Genomic DNA, 15,278 nt, shown 5'->3' with positions numbered 1-15,278 from the left:
CATGACCGACGTGAGCATGGGTGCGCGCGAAGGCGCCGCCGACCTCGGTATCGACCAGCTCCCCTTCGACAACCGGTCCGACATGGTCCGGATGTTCGTCAACGGCCAGGCGATGAGCGGCGGTTCGATCCACGCGCCGCTGACGGACGCGCGGTTCCTGGGGCGGGCGTGGACGGCGCCGCGCTACCGGTTCTGGTCGTTCCGCGACGAGTTTCCCGGCCTCGAGCCGGTCTCCACCGACGGCTGGTCCGTACCGGGCGAGCTGTACGCCGTCAGCTATGCGGTGCTGCGCGAGCGCCTGCTCCCGCTCGAGCCTCCCGAGCTGGAGCTGGCGGTCATCGAACTGGCCGACGGCAGCGGTTCCCTGAGCATGCGCGTCCGGGCGGAAGCCCTGGCCGGCGCCGTCGAGATCCGCCATCCCGACGGCTGGCACGGCCATCTCGCCACCCGCCAGCCCGGCTGACACGCGGCTCGCGCCACGGGACAACGCCGTCACGCTCCTTTGAGCATGCCGTGCTCATGGGCGGGCAGAGGCGGCGCGTAATCCCGCCGGGAACCTGGCGTTCTGGTTGACTCCTGCCGTGGCCGACGACAGCCTCGCGGATTTCGAGGCGAATACGTTCACCCATGACGGCAAGGCCCGGACGGTGTACCGGACGGGTACGGGCCCGGCCGTGATCGTGATCGCCGAGATGCCGGGTATCACGCCCAAGGTCGCCGCGTTCGCCCGCCAGGTCGCCGGCATCGGTTGCACCGCGGTGATGCCGCACCTGTTCGGCATCCCCGGCAAGGACCCGGTCGCCGGCGGCCGGGTGGGCGCCATGCGGTACGTGCTGTCGTCGGTCGTTCCGGCCTGCGTCAGCCGGGAGTTCACCATCTGGGCGACCAGCCGCACGTCACCCTTGGTCTTCTGGCTGCGGGCGCTGGCCGCGGACGAGCACGCGCGCTGCGGCGGGCCCGGTGTCGGCGCCATCGGCATGTGCTTCACGKGCGGGTTCGCGCTGGCGATGGCGACGCACCCCAGCCTGATCGCGCCCGTGCTCTCGCAGCCGTCCCTTCCGTTTCCCCTCACGAAGGCCAAGAAGGGGTCCATCGACTGTTCCGCCGCCGACCTGGAGGTGGTCAAGGGACGGTGCGCGGCCGAGAATCTGCAGGTGCTCGGCCTGCGTTTCCAGGGTGACACCTTCTCGCCCGGTCAGCGCTTCCGGTTCCTGCGGGAGCAGCTGGGCGAGGCGTTCGTCGCGGTCGAGCTCGACGACGGCAGCGCCAACCCCGAGGCGACGATGAAGCCGCACTCCGTTCTCACCGAGCACCTCATCGACGAGCGGGGCCAGCCGACGCAGGCGGCACTCGACCAGGTTCTCGACCTGTTCCGCGCTCGCCTCCTACCGGCATAGCGGAACGCCCGGGCGCGGCGCCGATGTCGGCGCCGCGCCCGGGCGTTCCGGCGGCGGAGGTCAGAGTCAGAGCTTTCGGTAACGGGCCTCGAAGAACGAGTAGGCGCCGAACAGCGCCAGACCGACCGCGCAGATCCCGAGCAGCCAGGGACCGTAGGAGTTTCCGGCGATCGTCTTGAGGGTGCCGTCCAGCCCCTTCGCCCCGTTCGGGTCGAAGTCCACCGCGGCCTTCGTCACGAAGATGCCGGCCAGGCCGAACACGATGCCCCGGGCGACGTAGCCGATCTGCCCGGAGCGGACCGTCAGCGTCCGCACCCGCGGGCCCATCTCGCCGACGCGCAGCTTCTTCTCGAACTTGGTGGCCACGCCGCGCCAGATCATGCCGATGCCGATACCGATCACCACGATGCCCACCACGCCCACGAGCCAGCGCCCACCGGTGTGGCCCATGACCCGGGCGGTGTAGGGAGCCGGCTCGCCGGAGCCGCCGTGCCCCGAGGTGAGGAACTTGATGGTGCTGCCCGCGATGGCGAGGTAGATCAGGCCACGGACGGCGGACGTGGCGCGCTTGCCGGCCTTCTTCTTGCCGTCGTCCTCGTCCGTGTGCCCGGTGGCCGCGTCCAGCAGCCGCCAGGCCGCATAGCCGATGAAGCCGATGATGAGGATGACCAGGACGGCGGTGCCGAACGGCTTGTCGGCGATCTGGCGGAGCGCGCCCTCACGGTTCGTCTTCTCGTTGCTGTTCCCCGCGGCGACCTGAATGGCCAGGACACCGATCAGCAGGTAGACCAGTCCACGGGAGGCGAGGCCCAGCCGGGCCGTCACGGTCACCGCCTTGCTGTGTTTGGCTTTCTGCGCCTGACCGCTGGCTTTCTGGGCCTGACCGCGGCCGCTGGCCATGGCGGCGCCGGGCCGCGACGTGCTGTTCACCGTCACCGTTCCTCCGCGGGATGAATCGCCGGATGATCCCCTCAGACGCTGCCCCGCCCGATGCCGAGACAAACCGCGCATCCCACACCGCATGGGCGCGCCACCCAGCCGCCACCCCCGTGATCAACGGCGACGTGACGGCCGGCCGCCGGTCACCGCCGCCCGCGGAGGGCGAGCACGTTTTCTGAACTTGGTATAAAAACGACGGGCGGTACGGACACGCGCCGCCCGACAAGCCCAGGTCCGACACGCCCAGGTCCGGCAAGCCCAGGCCTGACACGCCCCGACCTCGGGGCTCGGACGCGACGCCTGGCCGGACACAGGAGACGAGGAAACGAGGTGCCTGTGAACGGCTCCGCGCCGGCAACCCGGCCAGGCTTGATCGTGGCTGTGCTGGCCGCGGGTGGCATCGTGGCCACGCTCATGCAGACCCTGGTCGTGCCACTCATCGGTGAGCTGCCCCAGCTGCTGCACACCAGCGCCGTCAACGCCTCCTGGGTGGTGACCGCCACGTTGCTCGCGGGATCGGCGGCCATCTCGGCGATCGGACGGCTGAGCGACCTGTACGGCAACCGTCGCCTGCTCCTGACGTGTACCGGGGCTCTCCTGGTCGGTTCGGTGATCTGCGCGCTCGCCGGATCCCTGGTCCCGCTGGTCATCGGGCGGGCGCTGCAGGGGGTCGGCCTGGGGGTCGTCCCCGTCGGGATCAGCGCGCTGCGGGAGCTGATCCCACCCCAGCGGCTGGGTTCGGCGATCGCGCTCGTGAGCTCCTCCCTCGGCATCGGCGGCGCGCTCGGCCTGCCGTTCTCCGCCCTGATGGCCGAGCACTTCGGCTGGCACGTGCTGTTCTGGACCGCCGCCGGGCTCAGCGCGGTGGTCGCCGCGCTGATCTGCCTGGTGGTTCCCGCGATGYCCGCCAGAAGCAGCGGCCGGTTCGACGCCACCGGCGCGATCGGGCTCGGCTGCGGGCTGATCTGCCTCCTGCTGGGCGTGTCCAAGGGCGCCGACTGGGGATGGCTCAGCGGGATCACTCTCGGCCTGTTCGCGGCCTCGTTGGTGACGTTCGCCGTATGGGGCTGGTGGGAGCTGCGTATCGCCGACCCGCTGGTCAACCTCCGGGTCGCGGCCCGGCGCCAGGTGCTGATGACCAACCTCGCGTCGGCCGTGCTGGGGTTCGCGCTGTACGCCTCGCAGCTCATCCTGCCGCAGCTGCTGCAGCTCTCCAGCAGCACCGGCTACGGGCTGGGCCAGTCCATGCTGGCCACCGGTCTGTGGATGGCCCCCTCCGGCCTGCTGATGCTCCTCGTCTCGCCCGTCGGMGCGAGGCTGTCGGCGTCACGCGGCCCCAAGGTCACCCTCATCGCCGGCAGCCTGGTCATCGCGGTGGGGTACGGATCCTCGATGGTGCTGCTCGGGACAGCGTGGGGCCTGCTGATCGTCTCGTGTGTCTGCATGGTGGGCGTCGCCTTCGCGTACGGCGCGATGCCCGCGCTCATCATGGGCGCGGTGCCGCCCTCCGAGACCGGCTCCGCCACCAGCTTCAACACGCTGTCGCGTTCCATCGGCATCACCCTGGCCGCGGCGGTGGTCGGCGTGGTGCTGTCCCAGATGACCACCTTGCTCGGGACGCGGGCCGTGCCGTCGGAGGCCGGCTTCCGCCTGGGCCTCCTGATCGGCTGCGGCGTCGCGCTCGCCGCCGCCGCCGTCGCGTTGGCCATCCCGTCCCGGCAGAGCGCCGAGCCCACCGGCGCGGTCGAGGCACTCGCCTCCACGAGCGCGCCGCCGGCCGACCAGCGGCTGGCGGTGGGCATCGATCACGCCGCCCGTCCGGAGCAGGTGGGCTGAGACACCGAATTCTCCAGTGAGCCGTGCCGTGAGCGCGTGGGCGGGCGCTGGGAGAAGAGTGAGGAGCGTGCCGGCTCATGAGACACCCGAGACACATGCCCAGCCACGGTGGCGCCGCACAGGGAACGCGTACTTCCCGGTCGCCGCGGCCGTCGACGGCCAGTGGTGGGTGCTGCGTATCAACAGCTTTCCCGACCACCCGCTGTGGACGCTGTTCGTGAACGGGGTGCGGCGCCTCGACATCGACGACGCCCCGCCCAGCTGGGGAGAGCCCGCGGCCCGGTCCGCCCCGGCTCTGGAACCCGGCCTCCACGCGGAGGTCCTGAATCCGGTGCGGGGCCTCGTCGCCTACGGCAGCGAGGTCGGCGAGCCCTGCGACAACCCGTTCTGTTGCGGCTGACCAGCTCTCGTGATCTTCGCAGCAGCCTCGGTCAGCGCCGGCGCGACTACGCGAGGGGCGAGAGCTGGAGGCTGCCGTCAGCGTTGATGGCCATTCCCGTCAGGCCCTCCCCGCTGGCTGGGGCATCCAGGTCGAGTGCGACCAGGGTCTTCTGGTAGTTCCACGCGGTGACGTCCAGGGAGAGCTCGACCAGCTGCGCGGCGGAGAAATGCGTCCGCAGCTCCGCCCGAAGCTCCGGGGTGATCTGGCGCGGACCGGTCATGTGCGCGTCGGCGTAGCGAAGCGCGGCCCGCCGCGACGGCGAGAACGCCGGGTCGTCGGCATAGCCGCCCAGCCGGGCGAACAGCTCCTCGTCGACGACCACCCGGCCGTCGATGACGAGCCGCAACGAGAGGCAGGTGCGGCAGTCGTGGTAGCTGCCCGCCCGCAGCCGGACCAGCTCGGTCGTCACCGGGTCGAGCGCGGACAGTCCCAGGGCGGCGTCGTGCAGCAGGAGGTTCGCCGCCCCGAGGGACCTGGGCTCGCTCGGCGCCTCATCGGGCGGGGCGTCGCCGAACTCGCCCGGGTCGAACAGCCTGCCGTGCCCGATGACCAGCCGGGCGGCCTGGTCGAACACGTAGATGATCTCGGCGAGCTCACGGGTCCCGCGCCCGCGCAGATGCTCACGCAGAACCGCGACCAGGTCCGGCCGCCGGGTCGCGACATGGCGCACGAACCCGTCGGTGAACGCGACGACCGCCTGGCCGAGCGGATCGTCGTCATCTCGCCCGGCCGCCGCCGACGCAGGTGCCGGCTGCGACCCGGCCGCCTCCTCCAGCGCCAGACCATGCCCGGCGGCGACCCGGCCGCGGACCAGGTCGAGCAGCCGTGGCTCGACCCTGCTCGTGGCCTGGGCCGCGTCCCACCCGGCCCGCAGCCAGGTCGCCGCGGCCGGCGCGACGGCCCGGATCGACTCGAGCCCGGACGCTGGGGCCAGCACCTGGGAATCGGACACGCGGACCACCTCAGGACGTGTTCGTGCGCCGCCCGCGGACCGGTCCACTCGACTCGGCACCGCCAGCCGGGTGACGGGGATCACCCCGGACCATCATCACCGACAGGCGGCCACGGCGCAGCCGTCCCACCTAACGATCATCTCCGCGGCACCCATCGCACACGGCGCATATGATCGGCCGGCCCGCACGACAGGAGCCGCCATGGCCTCGACTCTCGCCGCCGGCGCGGAGAACCCCACGCAGGCGCACATCCTGCGCCATCTCCGCGACGGGGGTCCGCTGTCCCGCGTCGAGCTGGCGGAACGCATCGGCACGTCACGCACGACGGTGGCCACCGAGGTGAGCCGCCTCGCCGAGTTCGGCCTGGTGGACGACATCGGACCGGGCGTGTCCCGGGGCGGCCGGCGCGCCACCCTGGTCGACCTCGCGGGGCGGCTGCGTTTCGTCGGTGTCGACGTCGGCGCCACCTCGCTGACGGTCGGGATCACCGATGGCCGGCTGCAGGTCCTCGTGCAGCGCKAGGAGAGCCTCGACGTGCGCCGCGGCGCGGAGCACGTGCTCGGCCGTGTCCTGGAGCTGACGAGGAAGCTGCTCGCCGAGCAGAACCTGGCCCGGCCGGCCGGGCTCGGCATCGGGCTGCCCGGGCCGGTGAACTTCCACACCGGCGCCCCCGTCGCCCCGCCGATCATGCCGGGCTGGGACGGCTACCCGGTGCGCGACGTGCTGGCCCGCGAGCTCGGCTGCCACGTGCTGGTCGACAACGACGTCAACGCGATGGCGCTCGGCGAGCTGCACGCCGGCGTCGCCCGCTCGGCGAGGGACTTCCTCTTCGTCAAGATCGGCACGGGCATCGGCTGCGGCATCGTCGTAGACGGCCGGCTCTACCGGGGGGTCGACGGCTGCGCCGGCGACATCGGGCACATCCAGGCCGAGGAGTCCGGGCCGGCGTGCGCCTGCGGGAACTCCGGCTGCCTGGAGGCGTTCTTCGGCGGGGCCGCCCTGGCCAGGGACGCGGCGGCGGCCGCCCGCTCCGGCCGCTCCCCCGAGCTCGCCGCGCTGGCCGCCGGCGGCGCCCCGCTGACCGCGGCCGACGTCGGCACCGCGGCCCGCCACGGCGACCAGGCGGCCCTCGCGCTGATCCGCGACGGCGGCCGGCGGGTCGGCACCGTCCTCGCCGGCCTTGTCTCGTTCTTCAACCCGGGCCTGCTCGTCATCGGCGGCGGCGTCTCGGGGCTCGGTCACCTGCTGCTCGCCGAGATCCGCGGCGTCGTGTACCGGCGGTCGCTGCCGCTCGCCACCGGCAACCTGCCCGTGGTCCTCACCGAGCTGGGCGACGCGGCCGGCATCGTCGGCGCCGCCCGCCTGGCCAGCGACACGGTCTACTCCCCCGGCTGACCCGCGCACCGCCCTGCCTCCCACGCTAGCCGTGCCGGCTCGCGGTTCCACCTATGGTGCCCGCACCCGGCGTCTGCTCTCGGGACGGCATGTATCCAGTTCAGCGGAACAGCTCGAATCCCGGGATGTCGGCTGTCCTGACGAATCAATCAGAGGTCGGCCATCATGGCGTCTATGCCCCGCACGCGGCGGTCGCCAGGAACTCGAACCGCTCTGGACGTCCTCCGCGGCTCGTTCCGCCCGCCCGACCCGGAGGCCGTAGACAATCTCCTAAGCGAGATGGACGCGGGCTGGCKCAGCACACAGCCCGTAGCGGTCTCCTGCTTCCTGCGCGGCACATCGGGCTCCCTCCCGCGCCGCTGGCAACAGGGAACTCTGACACTGGAYGGCCACTCCCTGACCTGGGCGCGATACTTCACGGTTCGACGCGACAGTGCCCGCCTGCCTCCTCGACTCGAGGTCGAGCAGGTACGCGACGTCAGGGGCGCCGACCGTCTCCATCTCAAGGCCGATCTGTTCCGGATCATCGTGTGTCACGCCGCGTCAGACCGTATCGAGCTCGGCGTGCCGACCATCGACGTCCCACTCGTCCGGCGGGCAATCCAGCGCGACAAGCGGAACTTCAGGCCGACGCCAGACCAGAGCCCACGATGATCTGGTGACGTCCTCGGAGGCAGAGCGAGGAAACGAAATCACTCACGTCCGGGCCAGGGAATCCGCGTGGCGTCGGTCAAGTGTGGTGTGCTCCGGCTGAGCTGTCTGTCGGGTGCGGGTCTTGCGCGGTCGGGTTCCTGTGGCAACCCTCCGGGTATCTGCTCGCAGGAGGACACGCAGACTCGCACTGTCCTTTTTGCGCAGCGGGGATATTCGGCGGCCCGGCGGGTGCCGCGGCCCCGCGCGAACGAGCGTGCATGATGATTGGTGACCCGATCCGTCAGCGGGTCGACCGGGTCACCGACCTGGCACGGATCGCCGTCGGGGTCCGGATGGCCGTCGAATCCTGCCCCCTTCCGCCTCAGCGGCGGTCCGCACACTTATTGTTCGCTGGACAGGCCGATCTCTTCATCGCCGTTCCACAGAGATGCGGTCACGCCGTCGTCGGCCTGAGCGAGGATCTCACGGATCGCGGCCCATGCCGTGGGGAGATTGTCACGTCCGACGACAACGGGCAGGCGCAGTTCGTTCGGCCCGGCGGCGTCAGCGCGGCCGACGTGAGCCAACACATCGGACCGTTCGAGTTTCCGCAGGCCGCTCCTGATCCGTGCGAACGACTTGCCGACGTTGACAAGGTGGAGGTCGAACTCCCACAACCGCAGGTGATGCATCGGGCTCTCGYCGAACCAGCGCGCGATGACCGACCCCTGCGCGGCCCCGCTGAGCACCTCCAGTACCCAGGCGGTCTCCACCGGTTCTGTCGGGGACTCCAGGGCGCGAAGCACCACCGCGTTGCCGTGCCAGGCATCCTCGACATACCAGGCGTCGTCGTCGTACTCGATGTCGTCGCCATACCCGGCGTCTCGAAGTGCGTCCGCCAGCTTGGAGACGTCCTGGTCCCGGATCGCGACGTCCAGCGCCGACCGGACCGCCGGTTCCGTCAGGGGGGCAGCGGCCGCCACCGCCGCCACCGTGGCCTTGGCCGCGCTGAGAAGGCCCGACAGCACAGCGAACGGGAAGTGCTCCGCCTTGGGCGTCCGGTAGGAGTGCAAGGGAGGCCAACCCGTCCTCGTGACGGCCAGGTGCCCGTCTGGTCGGGTGACCCAGGTGGTCCCCTTTGGCGGTGGCCATTTGAGCCGTGACCGCGTCTCGAGCCGCGGGCCGTGCCCCGGCTGGGGCCTCACCAGGCGGAAGGCGGCATCGAGAACCGGGCTGACGGCGTCCAGGGACTCGGTGCCGTCGCGGAGCAGATAGGGCAACAGCAGCGCGGCCACCGGCCCGGGATGCCGGATCTCCGGATCACGCAGCGCGGATGCCCGGCAGACCAACTCCAGCTCCTCCCACCGGAGCGTCGCTGGGACGGGATGCGCCCCGTCGATGTACCCGATCGACTTACCGTGCTCTGCCCCTGGCGCGTAGATCTCCAGCGACTGCATCCCGGAACCCAGCATGATGTCCGTTCCGATCCCGTAATCGTCACCGACATCGACTGCGAAGCGCACACTCGGTTTCTGGTCGGTCTGCGGGACCCAGGCGTCCTCCCAGGCGTCTTCCCACAGGACCTCGGACCAGAAAAGGTCCGCACACATCTCGGTGATCAGCGACTCGGGCAGCGGCACGATCGGCACAATATCGACATCGGAGTCCGCGGACGCCCGAGCCCCAGCCCGCTGACAGGCATGACCAGCCCGCGTCGTGACAGGTGTCCTCGGGGTGCCGACGATCAACCGTGACGCCGGACAGGACGAGCACGCGGTCGCACGGGCGTGAGGGCGACGCCTCCGGCTGGACCCGGCCCGGGCTCCAGTCGGGGGCGGCCCTGCGATCGCCAAGACTTCGTGGAGCAATTGGGTTCTTGCGCGCCAGAGCGCCGACGGTCCCACCAGATCATGGTTGAGCCTTGCGTGCGGAGCTGTCTGCGCCGCCCTGGCCGCCGGGTGTCGGCCGTCCTGACGCCGAGGCCTGGGCGTCCCGTCAACGATCACAATGACGGTGGCGCCACAGGACCGGTCGCGGTCGGCCGACCAAGGGGCCGACGTGGCGTCGCCACACCAGACTTTCGTCAATGACTTTGAAACTTTTGAAGATGACCTCTTGACCTGGGTTGGAGGGATCTCTAACTTGACTGCAGGCCGATCAAAGCCGGGTCAGAAGTGGCGCAGATCATGGGATCAGTGGTGGACAGCGACCCCGTCTTACCGAAAACACCCGAACCGCTCCTAGCTGTTACCGGCGTCGTCAAGACGTTCCCGGGTGTGCGCGCGCTCGACGGCGTCGACCTCGACGTCCGCGCCGGCGAGGTGCACTGCCTGCTCGGCCAGAACGGGGCCGGCAAGTCCACGTTGATCAAGGTGCTTTCCGGGGCGCACCAGCCGGACACCGGCACGATCCACTGGCACGGCGAGCAAGTCAGCCTGCCGACGCCGACCGCCGCGACCAGGCTCGGCATCGCCACGATGTACCAGGAGCTCGACCTGGTCGACGGCCTGTCGGTCGCCGACAACATCTTCCTGGGCCACGAGCTCGCCCGCGCCGGGCTGTCCCGCCGCCGCGCGATGGACGACGTCGCCCGGGCGCTGCTCACTCGGCTGGGCCACGCCGAGATCCCCGCGAGCCGCGAGGTCGGCCACCTGTCCGCCGCCGGCAAGCAGGTGGTGAGCATGGCCCGCGCCCTGTCCCACGACGCGCGGCTGATCATCATGGACGAGCCGTCCGCCGTGCTCGACGCGGACGAGGTCGACAACCTGTTCCGGCTGGTCGGGGACCTGACCGCGCACGGCGTCGCCGTCGTCTACATCTCGCACCGGCTCGCCGAGATCCGCCGGATCGGCGACCGGGTCACCGTCCTCAAGGACGGCCGCACCGTCGCCCGCGGGCTGCCCGCGCGCACCACGTCGACCGACGACGTCATCCGGATGATGACCGGCCGCGCCATCGAGCACGCGTTCCCGCCCAGGGTGGGCTCGGCCCCGGACGCCCCCGAGGTGCTGCGGGTCAGCGGCCTCGCCCGCCCGCGCGAGTTCCATGACGTGTCGTTCGCGGTGCGCGCGGGGGAGGTCGTCGGCCTCGCGGGGCTCGTCGGCTCCGGCCGTTCGGAGATCCTCGAGACCGTCTACGGCGCCCGCCGGGCCGCGACCGGCGAGGTGCGCGTGTTTGGCCGTCGGCTGCGCCGCGGCTCGGTCGGCGCGGCGGTCGCCGCCGGCGTCGGGCTGTGCCCCGAGGAGCGCAAGAGCCAGGCCCTGCTGCCCGACGAGCCGGTCTACCGCAACATCACGCTCGCCACGCTGTCCCGGTTCGCCGCCGGGCCGTTCACCCGGGACGGGCGTGAGTCGGCTGCGGCGGGCGAGCAGGCCGGGGCGCTCGACATCCGGCCGGCCGGGGTGGGCCGCCCGGTGCGCACCCTGTCCGGCGGCAACCAGCAGAAGGTCGTGCTGGCCCGCTGGCTGCTGCGGGACTGCCGGGTGCTGCTGCTCGACGAGCCGACCCGCGGTGTGGACGTCGGCGCCCGCGACGAGATCTACGCCCTGGTCCGCCGGCTGGCCCGGTCCGGGGTCGCCGTGGTGCTGGTCTCCAGCGAGGTGCCCGAGGTGATCGGGCTGGCCGACCGGGTGCTGGTGGTCGCAGCCGGCCGGGTCGTGCACGAGGCCGCGGCGACCGACATCAGCGAGTCCCAGGTTCTCGACCTGGTCATGGAGGAGGGACGCGTCGCGTGAACGAGCCACGTCTGACCGGCGCCCCGGCACTGGACCCGGCGGCGGCCGAGGCCCCGGCCGCCGCCGAACCACCCGCGCCGCCAGCGGCAGGGCCAGCCACGGCGCCACCCGTCGGCGCACCGGCGGCAGCCGACGCACCGCCAGCCGCGCCACCGCCGCCAGCCGCGCCACTCCCGCCAGCCGCGCCGCTGGCCAAGGCATCGCCGAACGCGGCAGTGCCAGCCGCGGTACCGCCGACGGATGAGCGGGCGCGGGTCGAACAGGCCGCCGTGGAGGCGGACGTCGCCGTCGCCCCGGGCCTGACCGGCGCTCTCGCGGCGAAGGCGGACGCCGCCGAGGCGCGGCGGGGGCCGGGGGCGGCCGGCTGGGCGACGCTCGGGCGGCTGCTGAGCGGCGGCGCTGGCCGCAACCTCGGCCTGATCGCGGCCCTGGCGCTGATCTGCGTGATCGGGCTCGTCACCGCCGGCGACCGGTTCGGCAGCACCGACAACACGCTCACGGTCCTGCGCCTGGCGTCGGTCATCGGCGTCGTCAGCGTCGGCATGACGTTCGTCATCGCGGGCGGCGGGATCGACCTGTCCGTCGGTGCCATCGTGGCGCTCGCCTCGGTCTGGTCGACCACGCTCGCCACCCAGAACATGGCCCGCAACTCGACGTTCCTGGTGATGGTGTTCGTCGCGCTCGCGGTCGGCACCGTGTGCGGCCTCGTGAACGGCATCCTGGTCGCCTACGGGAAGATCGTGCCGTTCATCGCGACGCTGGCGATGCTGGCGTCGGCCCGCGGCCTGGCCGAGGAGATCTCGAACCGGCAGACGCAGGTCGTGCGGGTCCAGGGGTTCCGGAACTTCTTCCGCGCCGAGCCGGGTGGCATCCCGGTGCTGGTCATCATGTTCGCGCTCGTCGCGCTGGTCGGCTGGGTGGCGCTGAACCGGACGACGTTCGGCCGGCGCACGTTCGCCGTCGGCGGCAACCCAGAGGCGGCCCGGCTCGCGGGCATCAACGTGCGGCGCCAGACCCTGTGGCTCTACACGCTGCTCGGGTTCTGCTGCGGCATCGCCGCCATCATGATCACGGCGCGGACGACGTCCGGCACCTCCACGCACGGCCTGCTCTACKAGCTGGACGCGATCGCCGCCGTGGTCATCGGCGGCACCCTGCTCTCCGGCGGCCGCGGCACGATCGTCGGCACCGTCCTCGGAGTGCTGATCTTCACCACGGTCAGCAACATCTTCACCCTGAACAACCTGACGACCTCCACCCAGGCCCTCGCCAAGGGCCTGATCATCGTGGCCGCCGTGCTCCTGCAGAAGCGGCTGGCCCGGGAGAACACGCGGACGTAGCCGACGCCGGCGTAGCGGACATAGCGGGCGGGCGGGCGGCCCCGAAACGTCGTCCGCGACGACACCGGAGCACCGGGAGCACCGGGAGCAGGGACCCGTCGGGACTCAGAACGATTCGGGCTCAGAACGATCCAGAGGAGCGGGACATGACACAACTGCGCGGCACGATGCTCGGCCGGCGCCGGTTTCTCGCCGGCGGCGCGGCCTTAGGCGTGGCGGGCGTCGCGACGCTCGCCGGCTGCACCAGCAACGACGACGACAGCCCCGGCGACGCCGCCAACGTCTCCACTGGCGGCGGTGGAGCGAACTCCGCGGCCGGCAAGGCGATCACCATCGGCTTCTCGGCTCCGGCCGCCGACCACGGCTGGATCGGCGCCATCACCCGCAACGCCCGCGCCCAGGCCGGCGTGCACTCGGACGTGACCCTGAAGGCGACCGAGGGCACCAACGACCTCAACCTGCAGATCGGCCAGGTCGAGACCCTCATCAACGAGGGCGTCGACGTGCTGGTGATCCTGCCGCACGACGGCAAGGCGCTGACCGAGGTCGCCCGCAAGGCCATGCTCGCCAACATCCCGGTGATCAACCTTGACCGCGTCTTCGACAGCTCGCTGGCCTACCGGACCTGGATCGGCGGGGACAACTACGGCATGGGCGTCGCCGCCGGCAACTACATAGCCGGGCAGCTCAAGACGAAGGGGGTCAGCAACCCCGTCATCGCCGAGATCCCCGGCATCGACAGCCTGCCCCTCACGCAGCAGCGCAGCCAGGGCTTCAAGGACGCGCTCGCGACCGCCGGTTTCAAGGTCGGCCCGCGCGTGCCGGCCGAGTTCACCGTCGAGTCCGGAGAGCGGTCCGCCGCGAACCTGCTGCAGGCCGCGCCGCGCATCGACGCCCTCTGGAACCACGACGACGACCAGGGCATCGGCGTCCTGTCCGCGATCGACTCCGCCGGCCGCGACGAGTTCTTCATGGTCGGCGGCGCCGGGTCCAAGGACGTCATGGACCTGATCAAGGCGGACAGCGGCGTGGTGAAGKCCACCGTCACCTACCCGCCGTCGATGGCGTCCTCCGCGATCAACCTGGCCCGCCTCGTCGCGCAGGGCAGGACCCTGTCCGACCTGGTCGAGAACGACGTCCCGTCGTCGATCACCCTCGCGTCCGCCACGGTCACCAAGGACAACGTCGACAAGTACCTCAAGTTCGGCTTCGCGTCCTGACACGCGACGCGCCGCCATCCCGACGCCCGGCGCGCCGCCGTCCTGGTACCCGGCGCGCCCGCCGTCCTGACGCGCGACGCGCCGTCGACGAGGCAGTGGCATCTGAGCGACGTCCCTCACCTGGAGAATCTCGCAATGACGGAACGACAGCGCCTCGGCGTCGGAATGGTGGGCTACGCCTTCATGGGCGCGGCCCACTCCCAGGCGTGGCGCTCGGTGAACCGGTTCTTCGACCTCCCGCTGGAGGTCGATCTCGCCGCGGTGTGCGGCCGGGACCAGGCGAAGGTCACGGCCGCGGCCGCGAAGCTGGGCTGGCGCTCCCACGAGACCGACTGGAAGGCGCTGCTGCGCCGCGACGACATCGACCTGGTCGACATCTGCACCCCCGGCTCCAGCCACGCCGAGATCGCGCTCGCCGCGCTCGCCGCCGGCAAGCACGTGCTGTGCGAGAAGCCGCTCGCGAACACCGTCGAGGAGGCGCGGGCGATGGCCGAGGCCGCCGAGCGGGCGGCGGCGGCCGGGGTGCGTTCGGCGGTCGGCTTCAACTACCGGCGGATCCCCGCCGCGTCGTACGCCCGCGACCTGGTCGCCGCCGGCCGGCTCGGCACGCTGCGCCACGTGCGCGCCGTCTATCTGCAGGACTGGCTGGTCGACCCCGAGTTCCCGCTGGCCTGGCGGCTGCGACGGGAGATCGCCGGGTCCGGCGCGCTCGGCGACATCGGCGCGCACATCATCGACCTCACCCAGTTCATCAGCGGCCAGCGGGTCACCGGCGTCTGCGCGCTCACCGAGACGTTCGTGCGGGAACGGCCGCTGCCGGCGGCGGTGGCCGGCCTCTCGGCCACCGGGCTGTCGGCCAGCGGCCTGTCCGCCACCGGGCAGGGCGGCGCGAACGGGCAGGGCGGCGCCAAGGGGCGGGGCGGTGCCACCGGAACGGTGACCGTGGACGACGCGGCGCTGTTCCTGGCCCGGCTCGAGGGCGGGGCGCTCGCCAGCTACGAGGCGTCCCGGTTCGCGCTGGGCCGCAAGAACGGGCTGCGGGTCGAGCTGAACGGCTCCGAGGGCTCCCTCGTCTTCGACCTGGAACGGCTCAACGAGCTGGAGTTCTATGACGGCCGGGTGGACGACGAGACCGCGGGCTTCACCCGCGTCCTGGTCACCGAGCCGGGTCACCCCTACCTCGACGCCTGGTGGCCGCCCGGCCACGCCCTCGGCTACGAGCACTCGTTCACCCACGAGGTCCGCGACCTGGTGGCGGCCATCGCCGACGGCACGCCGCCGACCCCGAGCTTCGCCGACGGCCTGCAGGTACAGCTCGTCCTCGACGCCGTCGGCCGCAGCGCCGCGGGCGGCTCGCGCTGGACCCATGTCGAGGACTGACCGCGTCGA

13 protein-coding genes are annotated in these 15,278 nt (G+C 71.8%); 10 read left to right on the top strand and 3 right to left on the bottom strand.

What is annotated here, in order from left to right:
• The first annotated feature begins 1 nt into the window (after position 1).
• Together BL253_RS04700 and BL253_RS04695 are read left to right on the top strand one after the other, a co-directional pair.
• Positions 2-463: an allophanate hydrolase-related protein gene (locus BL253_RS04700; protein ID WP_198946165.1), complete on the top strand. Its 462-nt coding sequence runs from the start codon at positions 2-4 to the stop codon at positions 461-463.
• 118 nt (positions 464-581) lie between these two features.
• Positions 582-1,397 carry a dienelactone hydrolase family protein gene (locus tag BL253_RS04695; protein WP_076813886.1) on the top strand — a complete coding sequence of 272 codons (816 nt, stop codon included), beginning with the start codon at positions 582-584 and terminating at the stop codon, positions 1,395-1,397.
• A 66-nt stretch (positions 1,398-1,463) separates the two neighbouring features.
• On the opposite strand, the gene BL253_RS04690 is transcribed toward BL253_RS04695, so the two are convergent.
• Positions 1,464-2,333, bottom strand: a complete 870-nt coding sequence (locus tag BL253_RS04690; protein WP_076813884.1) for a DUF1206 domain-containing protein — start codon at positions 2,331-2,333, stop codon at positions 1,464-1,466.
• A gap of 378 nt (positions 2,334-2,711) precedes the next feature.
• Between BL253_RS04690 and BL253_RS04685 the strand changes: the two genes are divergently transcribed.
• Together BL253_RS04685 and BL253_RS04680 are read left to right on the top strand one after the other, a co-directional pair.
• Positions 2,712-4,172 (top strand): MFS transporter, encoded by a 1,461-nt coding sequence (locus BL253_RS04685; RefSeq protein WP_241834528.1) that lies wholly within the window; start codon positions 2,712-2,714, stop codon positions 4,170-4,172.
• A 67-nt stretch (positions 4,173-4,239) separates the two neighbouring features.
• Entirely contained in the window at positions 4,240-4,572 is a 333-nt protein-coding gene (locus BL253_RS04680) for a hypothetical protein (RefSeq protein WP_076813880.1), read from the top strand.
• A 46-nt stretch (positions 4,573-4,618) separates the two neighbouring features.
• Here BL253_RS04680 and BL253_RS04675 read toward each other — a convergent pair whose 3' ends face one another.
• On the bottom strand, positions 4,619-5,566 hold the full coding sequence (locus tag BL253_RS04675) for a carboxymuconolactone decarboxylase family protein (RefSeq protein ID WP_131831446.1): 948 nt from the start codon (positions 5,564-5,566) through the stop codon (positions 4,619-4,621).
• A gap of 202 nt (positions 5,567-5,768) precedes the next feature.
• On the opposite strand from BL253_RS04675, the gene BL253_RS04670 reads away from it, so the two are divergent.
• Positions 5,769-6,962 (top strand): ROK family transcriptional regulator, encoded by a 1,194-nt coding sequence (locus BL253_RS04670; protein WP_076813977.1) that lies wholly within the window; start codon positions 5,769-5,771, stop codon positions 6,960-6,962.
• 165 nt (positions 6,963-7,127) lie between these two features.
• Positions 7,128-7,616, top strand: a complete 489-nt coding sequence (locus BL253_RS04665) for a DUF2550 family protein (protein ID WP_076813876.1) — start codon at positions 7,128-7,130, stop codon at positions 7,614-7,616.
• Between the two features lie 380 nt (positions 7,617-7,996).
• On the opposite strand, the gene BL253_RS04660 is transcribed toward BL253_RS04665, so the two are convergent.
• On the bottom strand, positions 7,997-9,235 hold the full coding sequence (locus BL253_RS04660) for a hypothetical protein (protein WP_241834526.1): 1,239 nt from the start codon (positions 9,233-9,235) through the stop codon (positions 7,997-7,999).
• A 558-nt stretch (positions 9,236-9,793) separates the two neighbouring features.
• Between BL253_RS04660 and BL253_RS04655 the strand changes: the two genes are divergently transcribed.
• From BL253_RS04655 to BL253_RS04640, 4 genes are all read left to right on the top strand, one after another.
• Positions 9,794-11,329 carry a sugar ABC transporter ATP-binding protein gene (locus tag BL253_RS04655; protein ID WP_096335918.1) on the top strand — a complete coding sequence of 512 codons (1,536 nt, stop codon included), beginning with the start codon at positions 9,794-9,796 and terminating at the stop codon, positions 11,327-11,329.
• Positions 11,326-12,669 carry an ABC transporter permease gene (locus BL253_RS04650; RefSeq protein WP_081438008.1) on the top strand — a complete coding sequence of 448 codons (1,344 nt, stop codon included), beginning with the start codon at positions 11,326-11,328 and terminating at the stop codon, positions 12,667-12,669. The genes BL253_RS04655 and BL253_RS04650 overlap by 4 nt, the downstream gene beginning before the upstream one ends.
• A 146-nt stretch (positions 12,670-12,815) precedes the next feature.
• Complete coding sequence (locus tag BL253_RS04645; RefSeq protein WP_076813873.1) at positions 12,816-13,889, top strand: substrate-binding domain-containing protein; 1,074 nt, start codon at positions 12,816-12,818, stop codon at positions 13,887-13,889.
• 135 nt (positions 13,890-14,024) lie between these two features.
• A complete protein-coding gene (locus BL253_RS04640) occupies positions 14,025-15,269 on the top strand; it encodes a Gfo/Idh/MocA family protein (protein WP_076813872.1) in 1,245 nt (414 codons plus the stop codon).
• Positions 15,270-15,278: the final 9 nt, after the last annotated feature.

Source organism: Pseudofrankia asymbiotica, from assembly GCF_001983105.1.
Lineage (GTDB): Bacteria > Actinomycetota > Actinomycetes > Frankiales > Frankiaceae > Pseudofrankia > Pseudofrankia asymbiotica.
The sequence above is the reverse complement of the archived record's forward strand: the minus strand, read 5'-3'. Positions and strand labels throughout refer to the sequence as shown.